This is a genomic window from Oceanobacter sp. 1_MG-2023 (assembly GCF_030689025.1).
Lineage (GTDB): Bacteria > Pseudomonadota > Gammaproteobacteria > Pseudomonadales > Oceanobacteraceae > Oceanobacter.
Window position 1 is genome coordinate 89,923 of the sequence record NZ_JAUYWA010000001.1, and the last position, 18,730, is coordinate 108,652.

Genomic DNA, 18,730 nt, shown 5'->3' on the forward strand with positions numbered 1-18,730 from the left:
ACGCTGCACCGGGGCAGCCGAATCAGGCTGATTATTCAGCCTGTTCCTGCACCAGATACTGCTCGGTTTTAAGGTATTCCACCCCGTATTGCGCCATCAGCCGGGTCATGTCACCACTGTTGATCATTGCTGTCACCACGTCTTCCAGCGCATACCCCAGCGCCCGATGATCGTTTTTGACTGCCATACCCACTTCCCAATAACGACTCACCAGATTCGGCATTGGTATATCGGCCAGTTGGTAACGTTCGGCCTGACTGGCACCCAGCTGTTGCATGCCCCACTCCAGCTGTGACTTCATGCCCATAACGCCGGCAACCTCTCCTTCTTTCAGGGCAGCAATGGCGTCAGCGGTGGTCGTGAAGTGCACCACATTATTACGGACTTTGCCGCGAAAGGCGCTGGTCAGGTAGAAATCCGGCAGTGAGTCTATTTCGACACCCACCTTGTCGTACATAAAGGTGGCCAGGTTTTCGATCGTTGCCAGTTGCTGGCGATCGATCAACAGTTCCCAGCGCTCCCGCTGATAAGGGGCAAAGAAATGCACCAGATCGTTGATGACTCGCCCATCCGGGTCGACCTTGAAGGCAAATTCACGGTCGTACGGTGCCCGTAGCATCACATCTGCGACGTCACGCCGTAACATGGGTTCGTCTTCGATCCGGGCCAGATAATGGCCTTTCCAGACATGGTTACGCAGGTCGTCATCCAGGTTTTCATCCGGGATCATCCAATGCAGATGCAGCTTGACGCCCAGCCCTTTGGCCAGTGCCCGTGCAATCTCCACGTCAAATCCCATGGCCTTGCCGTCCACTTCCCAGGAGTACGGCGGGAAATCACGATATACCGCCACACTGAGTTCACCGCTCTCTTGCACATCTTCCAGAGAGCGGGCACTGGCATTGCTACTCGCTAACACCCATGCCAGCAGCAAAACCCGCCACCAGGCGGGTTTCAGCAGCATACCGGATGCTTTCGCCGTCAGGGAAAACAAGGGATTACTCGTCTGCAGGACGGGTTTCGAGCCATGCCCGGATGGCCCAGAGACCTTCCTGACTGAGGAAGTCGGCCATTTTCGGCATATACGGCACGCCATTACGTACCGCGCCGTTACGTACCCGATAAACGAACCATTCATCGCCATCAAGGCCTGGCTCCAGCATCCGCAGATCCGGTGCAATACCGCCGGAAATGGCATCAAGACCATGACAACGGGCACAGTTCTGAGCGTATGCCGATGCGCCAATTTCGATAGCGCGTGGATTACCACGGTATGGGTTTTCTTCGCGCCATTCGTCGCCAAGCTTCTCAAGACCACTGACGTCAATCGCCTGAGGTGTCACATCTCCGTGCGCCCAGACAGTACCCGACGCTGCCATAAAACCAGCTAATGCGATGCCATGAAGGACAGAACTGAATTTTTTCATTATGAGTACCCGTTTGTTATTTTCTTTGAGCTTATTCTAGGTACGAGTAAAAACGGGCCACAGAACACTTTGGTAGCCGATTTTCAGTACCTTGGTACTAGGAGGGTATTGCCAATAACGGCGGTCTTCAGGGGGAGGCGGCTGGCACTGGGTTGCCATTCATCATAAAACCAGAAGGGAAAGGTGCTGCAATCATCACCGGATAACCACCGACACGACCCGGTAAAATCCAACCGTGGCCGCTATCTGACGGCGTTATAACAGCCTCTGGGGTAAAACCGGGTTCCATTCCGGCAATAACGGCCGCGGCATGGCAACAGTACCCGCGCTGCATCACATAGTACGAGAGGCGTAAATGTTGGGTACTTAATGCCTATACCTGTCTCTTGTCGGGTTGCGTAATCTCGTTGAAATAACAGTCCCGCCGATAACAATCAGGCTTTATCCGGGCTTTATTACCATAACAACAATAATCATTTTGCAACGGCGGGATACTATGACAAACGCCCGATTTCATCAGGCTTATGCCTTTTGCCTCTCTCTTTGGTCAATCTGCTCAACCAGGTCAGTCTGCTCAACCGGCTTGACCTGCCTAATATCGGGGCAAAGGTCTGCCCCCACAGGATTACCAACCTTGCTGCTCAGTTGCTGGCTGCTGTCCGTCACCACGATGGTCAACGCCGCGACTCCGGCAGCCGATACCCAATCCATCCAGATTGGTTATCTTGAATTGCAGCACGAGACCCCACCGCTGCTTTCCAATGTTTTGCCCGACCCGCAAGACAATGCCCTGCAAGGGGCGTTGTTGGGTATCAGCGATAACAACGCCGGTGGCCGCTTTCTTGGTCTCGCCTACTCTCTGGAGCAGGCCCGCAGCTATGATGAGGCTGAACTCCTGGCCGCACTCCATCGCTTTCAGCAACAGGGCATCCAGTTGTTGCTGGTGAATGCTCCGGCCCAGACCCTGACAACGATGGCCAACCAGTACCCCGAGCTGCTGTTTTTTAATGTGGGGAGTTACGACGATTCATTACGTCTCAATCAGTGTGTGGCCAATGTGCTGCACACTTTGCCCAGCCGCGCCATGCTCACCGATGCCATGGCCCAGTGGCTGATCAGGAAGAAACTGAAAAAATGGTTGCTGATCAGCGGCACTCGTCCGGAAGACAAGGACTACGCCAATGCTGTCCGGCGCTCAGCCAAACGTTTTGGGGGCAAAATTGTCGCCGCAAAAGACTGGACCTTTGATTCTGACCTGCGTCGGTCTGCCCAAACCGAGGTGCCACTATTTACCCAGACCAAAGAGTACGATGCGGTTGTGGTGGCCGATGAAGTTGGCGATTTTGGCGAATTCCTGCTTTATAACACCTGGTACCCACGTCCTGTCACCGGAACCCAGGGGCTGAAGCCCGTGGGCTGGCATCGTGTTATTGAACAATGGGGAGCGGCACAGCTGCAAAGCCGCTTTGACCGGCAAGCCAGCCGCTGGATGACCGACAAGGATTATGCTGCCTGGGCTGCCATTCGTTCCATTGGCGAATCCCTGTCCCATCAGATTCCTTATTCCGCCACTGATATTCGTAGCCATTTGCTCAGTAGCCGGTTTGAACTGGCGGGCTTCAAGGGCCGCAAGCTGACCTACCGGCACTGGAATGGCCAGCTGCGCCAACCGATTGCGCTGGTGCATCCACGGGCGCTGGTATCCCAGTCGCCGCAGGAAGGTTATCTGCACCCTTATACCGAACTTGACACCCTGGGTTTTGACCAGCCCGAGAGCCAGTGCCGACTGGTCGATCAAGCTGATTAAACCGGCCGCCACTATCTGCACCTGCCCAAATCCGAGGAGCCACAGGATGAATTCCCCTTTTAAACAGCTGTTAGTCTCTGCAGCACTGATCACCCCATTATTGCTGCCGGTCAGCGCCCAGGCGGCGCTGGCTTATGTTTCCAATGAGAAAGACAATTCGCTTTCCATTATTGATCTGGACAGTTTTGCCGTGGTTGACACCATCGAGGTCGGCCAGCGCCCCCGTGGTATCACCTTTAACCATGACTATTCGTTGCTGTATATCTGTGCCAGTGACGATGACACCGTGCAGGTGATGGACGTTGCCACACAACGTATCGTCGCCAGTCTGCCTTCCGGTGAAGACCCGGAGCAGTTTGCCCTTCACCCCGATGGCGACCGCTTGTATATCTCCAACGAAGACAGTGCTCTGGTGACTGTGGTGAACCCGTTAACCCATCTGGTCACCGGCCAGATTGATGTCGGTGTTGAGCCGGAGGGCATGGCCGTCAGCCCGGATGGCAAGTTGGTGGTCAATACCTCCGAAACCACCAGCATGCTGCACTGGATCGATACCAGTACCAACCAACTGATACACAATACCAAGGTCGACCAGCGCCCCCGTTATGTCCAGTTCAGCAAGGATGGCAACCGCCTCTGGGCCAGTGCCGAGATTGGTGGCACGGTATCGGTGATCGATGTTGCCAGTAAGGAAGAGCTCCACAAGATCCGCTTCAATATCCGCGGGATTCATCGTGACAAGGTGCAGCCCGTTGGCGTCAAGCTGACCTCTGACGGCCGTTATGCCTTTGTTGCCCTCGGCCCGGCCAATCATGTCGCGGTGGTGGATGCCAACACCTGGGAAGTGCTCGACTATTTGCTGGTCGGCCGCCGGGTCTGGCATATGGCACTGACGCCCGATGAAAAATTCCTGCTCACGACCAACGGTATCAGTGGCGATGTCTCGGTGATTGATATCGAACGGATGAAGGTCACCAAATCCATCAAGGTAGGACGCTACCCCTGGGGGCTGGCCATCAAGCCAGACTGAGTTATGACACATTCATCACAGCCGTTAGTGGAAGTCGATCAGCTGGGGCACTGCTACCCTGGCAAACAAGCACTGAAGCAGGTGTCGTTCAATATTCAGGCCGGTCAGTTTCATGCTCTGCTCGGCCCCAACGGCGCGGGTAAAAGTACGCTGTTTGCGCTGATCAGCCGCTTGTTTCAGGTGCAACAGGGTGACATCCGGGTGAATGGCCACAGCTTGCGTCATGCCCCGGCTGCCCTGCTGGGTAATATTGGTATGGTGTTCCAGCAAAGTACTCTCGATCTCGATCTTAGCGTCGAACAGAATCTCGACTACCACGGCTGCCTGCACGGCCTGTCGACGCGCTTGCGCCAGCAGCGTATCGAGGAAGAGCTGGCCCGGGTGGAATTACTCGATGCCCGGCACAAAAAAGTCCGGGCGCTAAACGGCGGCCATCGTCGCCGGGTGGAAATCGCCCGAGCGCTCCTGCATCACCCCAGTTTGCTGTTACTGGACGAAGCCACGGTTGGCCTCGACCCGCACACCCGCGCCAGTCTCAATCGCCATGTCCGTTCGCTGTGTGAACAGCGGCAGGTCACCGTGCTGTGGGCCACCCATCTGATTGAAGAAATATTGCCCATCGATCCCGTCACGCTGCTGCATCAGGGCAGTGTACTGGCCAGTACCTCGGCCCATGCCCTGTGCCAGCAAACCGGTACGACCTCCCTGGTGGAGGCTTTTGAGCAGCTGACCTCCCGCCCACCGCCAACGGATGGAACCAACCTATGAGCCTGGCCAGTTACTGGTATGCCTTTAGTGGCATTCTCAAACGTGAAAGCTTGCGTTTTATTCATCAGCGCAGTCGCTTTTTCAGTTCATTGGTGCGGCCATTGTTGTGGCTGGCGGTTTTTGCCGCCGGTTTTCGGGCGGCGCTAGGGATTTCCATTATCGAGCCTTACGACACTTACATCACTTATGAGGTGTATATCGTCCCCGGACTGGTGGCGATGATTTTGCTGTTTAATGCCATGCAAAGCTCGCTGTCGATGGTATATGACCGTGAAATGGGCAGTATGCGAGTGTTGTTGATGAGTCCGCTGCCCCGCTGGTATTTGCTACTCAGCAAGCTGGTTGCCAGCACTCTGGTCGCCATTCCACAGGTATATGCCTTTCTTGCAATTGCCTGGTTATTCGACGTTGAAGTGCCACAGGTTGGTCTGTTGTGGGTTGCTCCCGCGGTGATACTGACCGGTGTATTACTCGGGGCCATCGGGCTGTTTATATCCAGCTTTATCCGCCAGCTGGAGAATTTTGCCGGAGTGATGAATTTTGTTATTTTCCCGATGTTTTTTATGTCGTCGGCTTTATACCCGCTCTGGAAAATGCAGGAATCCAGTGAATGGCTTTATTGGCTGTGCCGCATGAATCCTTTCTCTTTTTGTGTCGAGCTGATTCGCCATGCGCTGTACGGTAAATTGAACGCTGACGCGCTGTTGGTGGTCAGTGGCTGCCTGGTGGTGTTTACCTTGCTGGCGGTGCTGACGTTTAACCCGGAACGCGGTCAGATCGGCAAACCCAACCAGCGCTGATCAATACAGACCAACATCTGTCAGTCAGTACCGGATTAATCATGCATCATGCCCTGTCATGCCTGTGACAGGGTCATACGGGTAATCTTGCGCCTCTTCGCGGCACAGCCTCTGTATGCCGTTACCTGCTGTTCTATCAGCCCTTCACAACCCTGTCACAACCGCTCTCACAATCCCTGTCACGACCTCTCTCACAACCGCTTCACAACCGCTCTCACGACCCGCCAGCTTGCTCCAGCTGACTTGCTCCAGTCGGCTTGCAGGCCCGGTGATGATCTCCCTGTATCAAACCTGGTCCTGCTGTATCGCTTCCTGCTGTATCACTTCCTGCTGTATCGCTGCTCTGGCTCTGTCGGCTCTGTCACCCGACGCCCGGAGTCCAGTAGATACTGGTCGTGGCGATTCAGGTGAACACTGCGGGTAAGAATTGAATAACAGGCACCCAGACCGATAATCAGGCATTACGGTTATAAACAGCTCATAAAAACAACTGCCATATTATAAAACCAACGATGCACATGCTGACCATGACGATGGTGTATCACCTTGACCTGCTATTTCCGATGAATAAATCAACGGCTCTTTAACCTGTCCAACGGGTCAGATAAGGGCACTTTTACTTTGGTCGTATTGGTTTCGTCAATCAACGGCAATGCTATTTGCTCCTACCATAAGCAGCCAGCGGGCCGGTCTTTACTGCATATTTTTCATAATTTACATATCCTTGCATTATTCTCACCTCTCAGATTAATGCACCTGAGTGCATATTACTGTTCCACTATTCTGGTTAAAAAATCGACGCAAGTGCAATGAAGCCATTATCCATCCCTGCTACTCACCATGTCGTTGGCGGTTTGTTGCCCCAAAACACTCACGACTTCATGTTTTTTAATACTGCTATCTTGGAACATTGGTGAACTCTGTGCTATACAGTAATCATCAGGAACACCTGAGAGTCTTGCATCTGCTCCTACAGCATAAAAAACCAACAAGGATTGCGTGTTATTGTTTATACACTACGCATTTCTTTGTTTTTTTTCTGTGTCTTTTTGCATGTGCAACATTTTTGGTTTTACCTGCCCATATTCACCATTAAACCATCAGAGGTTTGAATGACCGTATCCATTCTCGAAACTAATATCGATGAGCTGATTGAAGCCGAGCAAAAGAAACTTGCCGAATTAATTCAGGCCAAAGCCGATCAGCAAAAAAAATACGCTGCTCTGAATGACATCGCAGAAGCCTTTCAATCAGCATTAACGCAGCACGGTGTTTCCGAGAAAGAGTATTACCAGTACATTGCATCAGATCTGGAAAACTGGATTAAAAGCAATCCAGAAAGCGCTCTGTATGAATCACTGCAAAAACACTTCACCAAAGCGGCGTTAAAGGTACAGAAGACCTCCAGCCTGCCCCTGCCGAAGCTGAAAGTCGGCAAATACCGCAATCCGGCTACCCAGGAAGTTGTGGAGAAGATCAAACGCTCTCCCAAGCTGCTGGATCAATGGATTGAAGAATACGGGTTTGCTGTTGTAAGAACCTGGAAAGAGTAGTCATAACCATACACAGCCGGTAAACCTGCGGGTTGCCGCTGTGTGTGTTTTACTCTCAACAATAGCAGCAGATGTTGTATCCTCTGCTGCTATTGTCTGTTTTAGTACTTGCCCGGTACTTGTCCAGTACTGGTTGTTGAGCCTGTTATGTTGTCTATGTTGTCTGTTGTCTATGCTGTCTGTTGTTATTCCAGACGGTATTAAGCTTATGAGCTGTTGCCAATAACCTTAAATCACAGCACTTGAATCCCGACACTTAAATCTCAGCGATGGCATCCAGACTTTCTGGCAAGATCTGCCCACCATCCACAACAATTTGCTGGCCGGTGATATACGATGCTTCATCCGAGGCAAAAAACAATGCGGCATTACCAATATCTTCAACCGCGCCCAGGCGTTTAAGCGGAATGGATGATGCCATACTGTTCAAATACTCTTCTCCCAGATCCGCCAATCCTTCCGTCATAATATTGCCCGGCATAACGGCATTCATCGTCGTGTTGTAACGCGCCAGTTCCATCGCTGCGGTTTTCAGAAAACCCAATTGACCCGCTTTTGATGCACCATAATGTGACCAGCCAGGATAACCGGTTATTGGGCCAGTAATGGATGACGTCACAATAACCCGACCTTTCCCCGCTGCTTCAAAGGATGGAATACAGGCTTTTACGCACAGGAATGTACTTTTAAGGTTGGTGTCCATTACCTTGTCCCAATCGTCTGGCTCCAGATCGATCAGTTTGGTCTGTGGGAATATACCGGCATTGGCACACAATATATCAATCTTGCCAAATATATCCGTGGTGGCTGCCACCATTTCCTGTACCGATTGCCAATCGGCTACATCACACTGGCAGAAGGCGGCGATTCCGCCTTCTGCCTCGATTTCAGCAACCGTCCGCTGGGCTTCCTCCTCGCCCCGCGCAGCAATCATTACCTTGGCCCCCTGACGGGCAAAAATCTGCGCAATACCCTTGCCGATACCTTTGGAGCCACCGGTCACGATCACGACTTTGTCTTTGATGGAACTGAACATGATTTTCCCTCGATTTACAGTGAGTTGATACAGCACATCATCTCGGTATACTTTTGCTCTTGCAACATTTTAATTTGCAAGATAAAGATTTTGTCGATCTAATAACCCGACACCTTGGACATTTCCCGTATCAGAGAGCACACCATGACAGGTATTTACGACGATCAGTTTGTTAATCGGCTACAACAGGGCGTACTACAACTGGCGCCGCGCTGGGGTGCCGGAGCAGAGGCCAGCGTGCGCCTGCTCACCTTGTCGGAAAACGCTACCTTTCTGCTGGAGCAACCAGGCAAAGAGCCGTTGGTGATTCGGGTACACCGCCCGGATTATCACTCCCGTGCTGAAATTGCCTCCGAACTGAACTGGATTCAAACCCTGAGAGATAATCAGGTCGTCACGACACCAGCCCTGATACCACTGGATGACGGCTCTTTTATCGCCAGCTTTGATGATCAGGGCCAGACCCGTTACGTCGTTGCCTTTGCCTTTATGCCAGGTACAGAACCAGATGCCGATGCCAACCTGATTCCCGGTTTTGAACTGCTGGGAGCCACCTCTGCCCGTCTGCATCAGCAAGCCAGTGCCTGGACATTACCACCTGCATTCCAGCGCAAAACCTGGAATTTCGACAGTGCCTTTGGGGCACAACCGCTCTGGGGAGACTGGCGCGCCGCGCCGGGCTTGACGCCTGCAGGTCAAGATACGCTGGAGCGGCTGTGTCAGCGCTTGCAACAACGGCTGGCCAACTATGGAGAAACACCCGACCGCTTCGGGCTGGTACATGCCGATTTGCGGCTGGCCAATCTGCTGGTTAATGACAAGCAGCTGGCGGTTATTGACTTTGATGACTGCGGCTTCAGCTGGTTTATGTACGACTTTGCTGCTGCCATCTCGTTTTATGAAACCTCACCACTGGTACCGGAGCTGCAACAAGCCTGGCTGCGCGGCTACTGTTCCGTACAGCCGTTAGCCGATGAACATATCCAGATGATTCCGGATTTTATTCTGTTTCGTCGTTTGTTACTGACGGCCTGGATCGCCAGCCACCCGGAAACCGAGACCGCTGCCTCTGCCGGACACGAAACCTATACCCAGGGTACCGTCGAACTGGCACAGCAATGGCTGAACCAACAGGAGACCAACCAATGAATCAGACGGATTCTGCGGTACGCCCGATTCTCGATATGAATGCCTTTGACAGCAGCCAGGCGTCTGCCAACCCCGGTGTTAATCGGCGTTTGAACAATCTGGGAGCGGCTTCGGTACTGTTTTACCGCCAGCCGATTGAACTGGTCTCGGCCCAGGGGTGCTGGATGACGGCCGCTGATGGCCGCCGTTATCTTGATTTTTACAACAATGTGCCCAGTGTCGGCCATAGCCACCCTGCGGTGCTTGAGGCGGTCACCCAACAGCTTTCACGGCTGAATACCAACACCCGCTATCTGGTCGCCGCGGTGGATGATTACCTCGATGCCCTCAAGGCCAGGCTGCCCGGTGATTTATCCAATGTTGTCATGACTTGCTCGGGCAGCGAGGCCAATGACCTCGCCATGCGTGTTGCCCGCAAGGTCAGCGGCGGCAGTGGTTTTATCGTGACCGAAGCGGCTTATCACGGTAATACGGCTCTGGTAACGGAAGTATCCCCGTCGGCTTTTCGCCATGCATCGCTACCCGACCATGTTATAGCGATTGCTCCGCCTTCAACACAAGCATACGGCGACGACATTGCCACCGGTTTTGCCAACGCCGTACGTGATGCAATCCGGACTCTGACACAGCGTGGACATCCACCGGCGGCGTTGCTGGTTGATTCAATCTTTTCTTCGGATGGTGTGTTTGCCCAACCTGCCGGCTTTTTACAAGCCGCCGTTGAGGTTATCCACCAAGCCGGGGGCTTGTATATTGCCGATGAAGTACAGCCGGGTTTTGGCCGCCTTGGTGCTGCCTTCTGGGGCTTTGATTACCATGGCGTCCAGCCAGATCTGGTTACCATGGGCAAACCGATGGGCAATGGCTTTCCGATGGCGGCCATGGCGACTCGACCGGATTATCTGGCAGCTTTCTGTGAGGACACCGGTTACTTCAACACTTTTGGTGGCAACCCGGTAGCGGCGGCGGCGGGACTGGCGGTGTTAAATGTGCTGGATCAGGAGGGGCTGCAACATAATGCCCTGGATACCGGCCACTGGTTGCAGCAGCAGTTAACCCAGCTGGCCAACGGGCACGACCGTATAACGGATGTTCGCGGCAGTGGTTTGTTTATTGGTGTGGATATTGGCAGCGTCGATCATCCCGGCCAGCCGGACCCGACGCACACCGTCCAGATCATTAACCGGATGCGTGATGCCGGTGTACTGATTGGTGCCGCCGGTAAACATGCCTCGACCCTGAAAGTGCGCCCACCCTTGTGCCTGACACGCCCGGAAGCGCAGCAATTTGTCGATGCCCTGGCACTGGCTCTCAGTACCGACTGACAGCGGGCAACCGGCTACGAGCGCCGGACTGGTTTGGCCAGCTGGATATCAACACCACCGCTGGCCAATGCCTGGTCAAGCGGGCCTTGCGGGGCGATATCCGTCACCAGTACGTCAATATCGGCCCACTGTGAAAAACGCGCCGTGGCCATACGGTCAAATTTGGAGTGATCTGCCACAATCATATGGCGGCTGCTCTGCCGCAACATACCGGCATACACTTCGGCAGCATCCATCAGGGCATCGGTTGGCCCTGCCGGAGAAATGCCACTGGCCCCGAGAATGGCCCAGTCGACATTATAATCGAGCAGGAATCTCAACGTCTGGGCACCGTGAACGGCCCCTTCTCCGGCATGATAAACCCCCGGCGCCAATATCACTTCAATGGTCGGATTCAGTGACAAGGCGGTCGCAACGCCAAATGAGTGGGTGATCACGGTGATATTGTTCATCTCAAATGCGATCCGTTTGGCTACCTGTACCGTGGTAGCCCCCGACCCCATCATCAGCACGCTGGCACCTTTTAATAACGGCGCGGCGGCCTTGCCAATAACAGCGCGCTCCTCAACGTTGGCCTTATGTCGCTCCGACAATGCGGGTTCAGCCGGCTGGCGCAGCAAGGCACCGCCATAGGTACGGCTGATCAGCTGTTGCGCTGCCAGTTCTTCCAGGTCGCGCCGGATCGTTTCGGTGGTTACTCCCAGAGCGCCGGATAACTCACTGACCCGCATTGACGGATTGATCGTCAGCTGGTCAATAATGGCCTTGTGGCGGGTGGTTTTCTTGCGCGACATATGGCGTTCCGTGGTTCGGGCGATCAAAAGTTGATTAACAAACAGCATCAACAAACAATAACAATCAACAAACAGACACTATCAATAAACAATAACGCCCAACAAATAACGACCAACAAACGATAGCTATCAATAAATAATAACTATCAACAAACAGGCAACATCGGTTAACAGGCACTATTAACAAACAATAACGGCCAACCTCTGGAGGCCGCCACTGCGATCAGAGCGGCCTCATAGCATACAACCCAAGCAGCGTTTGCTGATGAGCCGTGATTATTTCATTTCAAAGCCTTTGGAGAATAAAAAATCTTTCATATGGGGCCGTAGTTTCTGGCTGAACATCGGCCGTAATTGCTCCGACCAGTTGGTGATTTTCTTATTACCGGTGCGCTGCTGATAATAGGCTTCCATCGCCGCATCAAATTCAGCTATCTGGGCTTCATCCTGGCTGTCATCGTAATAATCCTGCTTCAGGATACTCGCCAATGGTAAACGGGGTTTGACTTCCGGGTTCTGGGCCGGATACCCCAAACACACACCAAACACCGGGTAGACATGCGCCGGCAATTTCAATAGCTCGCTCACTTCGGCCGGGTTATTACGCAAACCACCGATATAACAGATACCCAATCCTTCAGACTCAGCCGCTACCACCAGATTCTGGGCAATCAATGCTGCGTCCGTTGTGGCAACCAGTAACTGTTCTGTCATACCGGTGACGACTTCGGCCCCGGCTCGCTCTGCCGCTCCGAACGCCCGTTTCATATCGGCGCAAAACACCAGAAACTCAGCACAGCTGGCCACATAGGGCTGGCCACCCGATAACGTCACCAGCTGCTCACGATTGGCGCGATCCACTACCCGCACAATGGCATAGGCCTGTACGTGATTGGAGGTCGCGGCGGCCTGGCCTGCTTCGACCAGCGTCTGCAATAATTCATCACTGATGGGCTGATCGGTAAATTTACGAATGGAACGATGGGACTTGAGTAAATCGATAACCGCGTTCATACAACCTCGTGTCGTGTATTGAATACAAAAAATGGACAAGACCAGTACGCAGTTGAACAAATAACGCCATCATTTGCCAATACTGTTGATATCACTTGCCATCACAAAAATAGCGAGACAGTAGCCAGGCGTCCAGCCAGAAGCCGCAATATACGGCCCTCTGCGCTGTTTGTTAGCGACCGCTGACTACTGACCTTGCGAGTGCTGCAGAATGGCCGCAACAATCTGGTCCATGCTACTGGCGTCAATATCCGGGCGACGATAAAACGGATGATAAGGAATGCCGGAGCGGTCGATATAGGCGGCTTGCATACCTGCCGACAAGGCTCCATGGGTGTCCCAGTCGTGGGTAGCGACCAGTCGCAAGGACGCGATGGGTTCGGCCAGTTTTTGCGCTGCAAAGTGATATACCGCCGGGTCCGGTTTGAAACTGCCCGTTTCTTCTACCGATATAATCTCATCAAAACAGCTTTCCAGACCGGCGTTCTTTATCTGGTTGGCTATCAGGGTTAATGAAGAATTGGAAAAGGCCACGGTGCGAAAACCATGGCTCCGCAGTGTTGCCAGTGCCGGTTTTATATCCGCATGAGGACGCAGGCTGGCGAAACCGGCCAATAGTTCGGCCCGCAGGTCATCGGTCAGGGTAATGCCATAACGCACAGCCACAGAGTCCAGCATCGCGGCGGATAATTCAGCAAAGTTGGTGCTGACTTTGGTGGCGATACACACGTTTGAGGAGTGCAGCAGTAACGAAAACCATAACGGCAAGGCACTCTCGTGGCCAAAGACCTCGGTAAAGCCGGGTTTCAGGGCACTCAGGTCCAATACGGTTTCGTTAATATCAAACAGGATGGTTTTGTTATTCATATTTTCTCACTGGTTATACCATGCTCCAGGCGCAGGAGATGGCCAGGTTTGAGGCGACTGTTTGTCCATCAGATACAGATTATCCGCGGATTCAGACAACCATACCTGGCTGCCTGAATCACTTATCAGCGTCGACTTTTTATGTTACGCCCTTATGCACCGGTATTGTTAACCGTACTTTCGTCTCCGGATAACTTATCCCCGGACACAACCCTGGCTGACTCATTATCCGTACGATCACCATACTGGATACGACTGACCTCCGCCAAATCCAGTAATTCCCGCAGAGCCACGGTCAACATGGCAAATTCCACCACATCAGCGCTTTGTAATTCCGCCAGCATACCTTGCCAGCGACCAAACATCAGAGCCTGCTCACCTTGCCAACGTTGTAACGCCTCCATCAGGGTTTCGTCAGCGGTTTTACTGGCCAGAATGGCAATCGTCAGTGAGCGCTGTTGCCAGTCCAGATCATCGCGCAGGCTTTCTCTGGCCAGGGCTTCCCAATGGCTGTTGGTCGGCAGGGTGTTGATTTGTTGCCCGACCCAGTTGAGTGACAAGTGTTCACCAATATCGAAGTACGCCGCCGCCACTTCCGCAAAGGTGCGGTCGGTTTCGGTGGCGGCTTCAATAATGCCGAGGGCTGAGTACAGATTGATGGCACCTACCGTGTAGCTGGCCAGACTCTGGGGGACACCCCGGTCAACCCGGGCCTGATAGCTGCGTTGCCAGCGCTCCAGGGATGAACCCCGCAATATATCTCCCAGATTGGCAGCAATATCTTCCACCGCTGGCCCAAAAGCGGCCACTTCGTTGGCAATATCAATGGTCGAGCGACGATTTCGCAAGAACCAGCGGGTCGCACGACGTACCAGCCGCATTAATTCCGCCATCATGTCTTCCTGGATATCAGTACCGATTTGATAATCCAGTTCGTTGATCTGCAACCAGTGTTTTTCCAGCGCAAAAATATCCCGGGCGGCAACGTAAGCACGGGCAATATCGGCAATGCTGGCACCGGTAGATTTATGCAGCCGGTGCATAAAGGTGATACCCATATAGTTGACCATATCGTTGGCCAGCTGGGTGGCGATGATTTCCTGGTGCAGGCGATGTCGTCCTAACTGCTCGCCAAAACGTTTGTCCAGCGCCTGTGGAAACGCCGTGGTCAGAATCTCGGCCACATAAGGGTCGGCGTAAATGTCCGGGCAGTTCAGCTGTTCTTTCAGATCGGCCTTGGTATAGGAAATCAGTACCGACAACTCGGGCAAGGTCAGGCCAGAGCCGGAGTTCTTGCGCTCGTTAAGCTGGTCGTCATCGGGCAAAAATTCCAGCGCCCGGTTGAGTTTGCCCTGGCTTTCGTAGGCTTTCATCAGGCGGCTGTATTCGTCTAGCCGGGTCATGCAGTCCTTGTAGGCCAGCGAAATAGCCTGGGTCTGACGGTAATTGTTCGCCAGCACCAGCTCGGCGACATCGTCGGTCAACTCCATAAAAATGGCATTACGCTGCTTGCGGGTGAGGTCGCCGTTATCGAGCACCTCGTTCAGCATGATCTTGATATTCACTTCGTGGTCGGAGCAGTCCACTCCACCAGCGTTATCGATAAAGTCGGTATAGCTGGCTCCCCCCTGCTCGGCAAATTCAATCCGCCCCAGTTGGGTTACTCCCAGGTTGCCCCCTTCCCCGATGACCTTGGCGCGTACTTCTTTGCCGTCGATACGCAGGCTGTCATTGGCCTTGTCGCCGACTTCGGAATGGCGTTCGCTACTGGCTTTGATATAGGTACCAATGCCACCATTCCACAGCAGATCCACCGGAGCCTTGAGCAAGACCCGAATCAAATCATTGGGCGCCATACGATCCTGGGTAATGCCAAAGCGCTGTTTCATCGGCAAGGATATGGCAATACTTTTGGCGGAACGCAAAAAGACACCGCCGCCCTTTGAAATCAGCTGGCTGTTGTAGTCCGCCCAGGAAGATCGTGGTAATTCAAACAGACGCTTGCGTTCTGCAAAGCTGGCTTTCGCATCCGGCGTCGGGTCGATAAAAACATGCATATGGTTAAACGCCGCCACCAGGCAAATATGCTCCGATTGCAACATGCCGTTGCCAAATACATCCCCGGCCATATCCCCAATACCAACGACCGTCACATCCTGTTCTTGCACGTTATGGCCACGTTCGCGGAAATGCCGCTGTACTGACACCCAGGCACCCCGGGCGGTGATGCCCATTTTCTTGTGGTCATAACCAATCGAGCCACCAGAGGCAAAGGCATCTCCCATCCAGAAGCCGCGACTGACGGCGATCTCGTTGGCGATATCCGAAAATGTTGCGGTCCCCTTGTCGGCCGCCACCACCAGGTAAGGGTCATTACCATCGTGGCACACAACCCCTTCCGGTGAGCAGGGTTGACCCTCAACCAGGTTGTCGGTGACATCCAGCAGTGCACTGACAAAAATCTTGTAACAGCGGATACCTTCTGCCATAACGGCGTCACGGCCACCGTCCTTGGGCAGCTGCTTGGCAACAAAACCCCCTTTGGCTCCGACCGGTACAATCACGGCATTCTTGACCTGTTGCGCCTTGACCAGTCCCAGCACTTCGGTACGGAAATCATCAATACGATCAGACCAGCGCAAGCCGCCACGAGCCACCTTGCCGCCACGCAGGTGCACCCCTTCTACCACGGGTGAGTAAACAAAAATCTCGAACATCGGCTTCGGCAACGGCATATCACCGATCAAGTCCGGGTTCATTTTCAGGGCGATATAGGGCTTGGTCTGGCCGTCGTCATCCAGTTGGAAAAAGTTGGTGCGCAAGGTGGCCTTGATCAGCTCACAGTAACGACGAATGGTGCGATCTTCATTAAGCTGGCGCACGTCATCCAGACTGTCGAGTATTTGCTGTTCAATTCTGCCGGTATCGGTTTCCCGCTGTTCGGCACCGTCCTGATCCAGACCAAAACGGCTATGAAACAGTTTCACCAACAAGGTGCTGAGCGGGATATAACGACACAGGGTTTCGGCAATATAGGATTCCGATATGCCAAAACGAATCTGTTTCATATAACGGGCGTAGGCCCGCAACAAGGCAATATCTTTCCAGTCCATCTGGGCACCCAATACCAGCCGGTTAAAGGCGTCGTTCTCGGAGCGACCTTCCCAGGTAGCACGGAACGAATCCTGAAACAGGTTTTTGACATCGGTAATACTGATGCTGTCGGCCAGGGTATATTGCAGCAAAAAGTTGTGAATCCAGACGACTTCGCCATTCTGGCAAACTATCTCGTACGGGTGTTCACCCAGTACCCGCAACCCCAGGTTTTCCAGTACCGGAATCACATCCGACAGCGGCAGAATCGAACCACGATGAAACAGTTTGAAACGCAAGTGGTCGCCATTTTCTTCCAGCTGACGGTAAAAACTCATCGACAGCTGGCCAGGCTGCTGTTTCAGCAAGGATTCCATATGCTGGATATCGGCCACCGCCGTACGGGCGCCAAAACTTTCCCGATAACCGGCCGGGAAGGCCGTGCGGTAGGTGTGATACTGGCGATTGCCCAGCTCTTCTCCTACCTGTTCAATCAGCGCATCGTGCAAATCATCCGGCCACGAGCGCACCACCTGACGGATTTTGCGTGATACCCGGGCATCGTCAAAGCTGTTGTCGCGCTCCGGGTCAAGCCGCAAGGTGTACTGCGCCCGCGCCAGTACCGACTCAGAAAAATAGGTTGTTGATTCAATATCTTGCGGCTCGAATTCGGCCTGCAACACCCCTTCGATCCGTTGCCGCAGTTCGGTGTTGTAAATGTCCCGCGGCACATACACCAGGCAGGAAACAAACTTGCTGTAGGTGTCACGACGCAAGTAAACCCGGGTCTGGCGCCGTTCCTGGATATTCAGAATACTGATGGCGGTCTTGTACAGCTGTTCCGCCGATGACTGGAACAACTCATCACGGGGGTACACTTCCAGAATACGATCTAGCTCTTTGCCGCTGTGACTGCCGGCGTCAAATCCCGCCTGCGCCCGTACTTGTGCCAACTTGTTACGAACGATAGGGATATTGTTCGGGCTTTCGATATACACCATGGAGGTATACAGCCCCATAAAACGCACGCCGCCAATGACCTCACCATCGTCGTTATAACGTTTAACCACCACATAATCAGGGTATACCGGACGATGAACACGACTGCGAACGCCGGATTTCATAAAACTGACCGGGCAACGACCGGTAATAAATTCCTGAATTTCGTCCGACAAGTCGTGCAGCTTCAGCCGCGTCCGGTCGGTCTTGTTGCGAAACAGGAAAGAGCCCAACCCCTGTTCACTGTCGCGCACCACAAAGCGGTCGTCGCCTTTCTGTTCAAAATGGAATTCATCCGAAGCCAGAAAGGTAAAGTGGCCTTTTTCCAGCCATTGCAGAAAGGCCAGCCCCTCTTCGGCACCCTCCACCTGAACACTGGCCAGGTGGTCGCTCACGACGTGAAGCCGCTGGGTAATGGCAGTAAAGCTGTCGACGCAACAGCGAACTTCTTCCAGCACCGAATGCAGCGATTCGGTCAGGTGTTGCAGCACGGCCTTGTCGGAGTGATGGTCAAACTCAATATAAATAATGGCTTCAGCTACCTTGCCCTGACCCGGCTGGCTCCAGTCGGATTCGGTATTCAGATGGCCATCGCGATCCCGCGTGGCATGCAGCACACAGTACTGGATGGTATGCAGCGACATCTGATGGGCGTTCAGTTGCATCCGCACGGAATCCACCAGAAACGGCATGTCCTGACACACCACTTCCACCACAGTGTGTAACGACTGCCAGCCGTGATTCTCATGATCCGGGTTAAATACCCGTACCTTGACTTCATTGGCTTGCCGCTGCTGAATAAAATGCCAACTCGACAGGGTCGCCCCGTACACATCGGCAATCGGACGCACAAGCCATTCGTCGACCGGTGCGTTAGCGTAATAAATATCGGCAAAACGGCTTAACACCGCGGCCTGGGTGGGTGTATTGCGGTCCATAATCGTGTTGTGCAAGGCAGTCAGCATGGGAACTATCCAATTCGGTCGTCATGTTTGTTTCAGAGTAACATTGCTGACAATTAGTTGCGTGATATCCGTGCTACTAACCATCCGATCGCCGCAGTGATTC

At 53.4% G+C, this 18,730-nt stretch carries 14 protein-coding genes; 7 read left to right on the top strand and 7 right to left on the bottom strand.

Features of this window, described 5'->3' with window-relative positions; genetic code table 11:
* Positions 1-31: 31 nt before the first annotated feature.
* Together Q8W22_RS00345 and pedF are read right to left on the bottom strand one after the other, a co-directional pair.
* Complete coding sequence (locus Q8W22_RS00345) at positions 32-994, bottom strand: transporter substrate-binding domain-containing protein (protein ID WP_305451317.1); 963 nt, start codon at positions 992-994, stop codon at positions 32-34.
* Positions 995-998: 4 nt separating this feature from the next.
* Positions 999-1,427 carry a cytochrome c-550 PedF gene (pedF, locus tag Q8W22_RS00350; RefSeq protein WP_303434003.1) on the bottom strand — a complete coding sequence of 143 codons (429 nt, stop codon included), beginning with the start codon at positions 1,425-1,427 and terminating at the stop codon, positions 999-1,001.
* A 634-nt stretch (positions 1,428-2,061) separates the two neighbouring features.
* On the opposite strand from pedF, the gene Q8W22_RS00355 reads away from it, so the two are divergent.
* The 5 genes from Q8W22_RS00355 (at position 2,062) to Q8W22_RS00375 (ending at position 7,385) form a co-directional block, all read left to right on the top strand.
* The gene (locus tag Q8W22_RS00355) at positions 2,062-3,234 is read left to right on the top strand and encodes an ABC transporter substrate-binding protein (RefSeq protein ID WP_305414842.1); all 1,173 of its coding nucleotides are present in this window, start codon (positions 2,062-2,064) and stop codon (positions 3,232-3,234) included.
* Between the two features lie 46 nt (positions 3,235-3,280).
* Complete coding sequence (locus Q8W22_RS00360; protein ID WP_305414841.1) at positions 3,281-4,264, top strand: YVTN family beta-propeller repeat protein; 984 nt, start codon at positions 3,281-3,283, stop codon at positions 4,262-4,264.
* Positions 4,265-4,267: 3 nt separating this feature from the next.
* A complete protein-coding gene (locus Q8W22_RS00365; protein ID WP_305451318.1) occupies positions 4,268-5,032 on the top strand; it encodes an ATP-binding cassette domain-containing protein in 765 nt (254 codons plus the stop codon).
* Positions 5,029-5,832: an ABC transporter permease gene (locus Q8W22_RS00370; protein ID WP_368501390.1), complete on the top strand. Its 804-nt coding sequence runs from the start codon at positions 5,029-5,031 to the stop codon at positions 5,830-5,832. Before Q8W22_RS00365 ends, Q8W22_RS00370 begins: the two co-directional genes overlap by 4 nt.
* A 1,112-nt stretch (positions 5,833-6,944) precedes the next feature.
* On the top strand, positions 6,945-7,385 hold the full coding sequence (locus tag Q8W22_RS00375) for a hypothetical protein (protein ID WP_303434007.1): 441 nt from the start codon (positions 6,945-6,947) through the stop codon (positions 7,383-7,385).
* Positions 7,386-7,641: 256 nt separating this feature from the next.
* Here the strand turns inward: Q8W22_RS00375 and fabG are convergent, their stop codons facing one another.
* The gene (gene fabG, locus Q8W22_RS00380) at positions 7,642-8,421 is read right to left on the bottom strand and encodes a 3-oxoacyl-ACP reductase FabG (protein WP_305414838.1); all 780 of its coding nucleotides are present in this window, start codon (positions 8,419-8,421) and stop codon (positions 7,642-7,644) included.
* Positions 8,422-8,565: 144 nt separating this feature from the next.
* Here fabG and Q8W22_RS00385 point away from each other — a divergent pair, with 144 nt between their 5' ends.
* Together Q8W22_RS00385 and Q8W22_RS00390 are read left to right on the top strand one after the other, a co-directional pair.
* Positions 8,566-9,570, top strand: coding sequence for a phosphotransferase enzyme family protein (locus Q8W22_RS00385; protein WP_305451319.1), 1,005 nt, complete (start codon positions 8,566-8,568; stop codon positions 9,568-9,570).
* Entirely contained in the window at positions 9,567-10,895 is a 1,329-nt protein-coding gene (locus tag Q8W22_RS00390; protein ID WP_305451320.1) for an aspartate aminotransferase family protein, read from the top strand. Before Q8W22_RS00385 ends, Q8W22_RS00390 begins: the two co-directional genes overlap by 4 nt.
* 14 nt (positions 10,896-10,909) lie before the next feature.
* Here the strand turns inward: Q8W22_RS00390 and Q8W22_RS00395 are convergent, their stop codons facing one another.
* From Q8W22_RS00395 to Q8W22_RS00410, 4 genes are all read right to left on the bottom strand, one after another.
* On the bottom strand, positions 10,910-11,689 hold the full coding sequence (locus Q8W22_RS00395; protein WP_303434011.1) for a DeoR/GlpR family DNA-binding transcription regulator: 780 nt from the start codon (positions 11,687-11,689) through the stop codon (positions 10,910-10,912).
* Between the two features lie 276 nt (positions 11,690-11,965).
* Positions 11,966-12,703, bottom strand: coding sequence for an oxygen-insensitive NADPH nitroreductase (nfsA, locus tag Q8W22_RS00400; protein WP_303434012.1), 738 nt, complete (start codon positions 12,701-12,703; stop codon positions 11,966-11,968).
* A 186-nt stretch (positions 12,704-12,889) separates the two neighbouring features.
* Positions 12,890-13,570 carry a haloacid dehalogenase type II gene (locus tag Q8W22_RS00405; RefSeq protein ID WP_305451321.1) on the bottom strand — a complete coding sequence of 227 codons (681 nt, stop codon included), beginning with the start codon at positions 13,568-13,570 and terminating at the stop codon, positions 12,890-12,892.
* 152 nt (positions 13,571-13,722) lie between these two features.
* A complete protein-coding gene (locus Q8W22_RS00410; protein ID WP_305451322.1) occupies positions 13,723-18,627 on the bottom strand; it encodes an NAD-glutamate dehydrogenase in 4,905 nt (1,634 codons plus the stop codon).
* Positions 18,628-18,730 lie beyond the last annotated feature (103 nt).

What these genes read in the sequence shown, in the direction of transcription:
- pedF (WP_303434003.1), bottom strand. Translation starts at nt 1,427, where the DNA reads ATGAAAAAATTCAGTTCTGTCCTTCATGGCATCGCATTAGCTGGTTTT.
- Q8W22_RS00360 (WP_305414841.1), top strand. Translation starts at nt 3,281, where the DNA reads ATGAATTCCCCTTTTAAACAGCTGTTAGTCTCTGCAGCACTGATCACC.
- Q8W22_RS00365 (WP_305451318.1), top strand. Translation starts at nt 4,268, where the DNA reads ATGACACATTCATCACAGCCGTTAGTGGAAGTCGATCAGCTGGGGCAC.
- Q8W22_RS00370 (WP_368501390.1), top strand. Translation starts at nt 5,029, where the DNA reads ATGAGCCTGGCCAGTTACTGGTATGCCTTTAGTGGCATTCTCAAACGT.
- Q8W22_RS00375 (WP_303434007.1), top strand. Translation starts at nt 6,945, where the DNA reads ATGACCGTATCCATTCTCGAAACTAATATCGATGAGCTGATTGAAGCC.
- fabG (WP_305414838.1), bottom strand. Translation starts at nt 8,421, where the DNA reads ATGTTCAGTTCCATCAAAGACAAAGTCGTGATCGTGACCGGTGGCTCC.
- Q8W22_RS00385 (WP_305451319.1), top strand. Translation starts at nt 8,566, where the DNA reads ATGACAGGTATTTACGACGATCAGTTTGTTAATCGGCTACAACAGGGC.
- Q8W22_RS00390 (WP_305451320.1), top strand. Translation starts at nt 9,567, where the DNA reads ATGAATCAGACGGATTCTGCGGTACGCCCGATTCTCGATATGAATGCC.
- Q8W22_RS00395 (WP_303434011.1), bottom strand. Translation starts at nt 11,689, where the DNA reads ATGTCGCGCAAGAAAACCACCCGCCACAAGGCCATTATTGACCAGCTG.
- nfsA (WP_303434012.1), bottom strand. Translation starts at nt 12,703, where the DNA reads ATGAACGCGGTTATCGATTTACTCAAGTCCCATCGTTCCATTCGTAAA.
- Q8W22_RS00405 (WP_305451321.1), bottom strand. Translation starts at nt 13,570, where the DNA reads ATGAATAACAAAACCATCCTGTTTGATATTAACGAAACCGTATTGGAC.
- Q8W22_RS00410 (WP_305451322.1), bottom strand. Translation starts at nt 18,627, where the DNA reads ATGCTGACTGCCTTGCACAACACGATTATGGACCGCAATACACCCACC.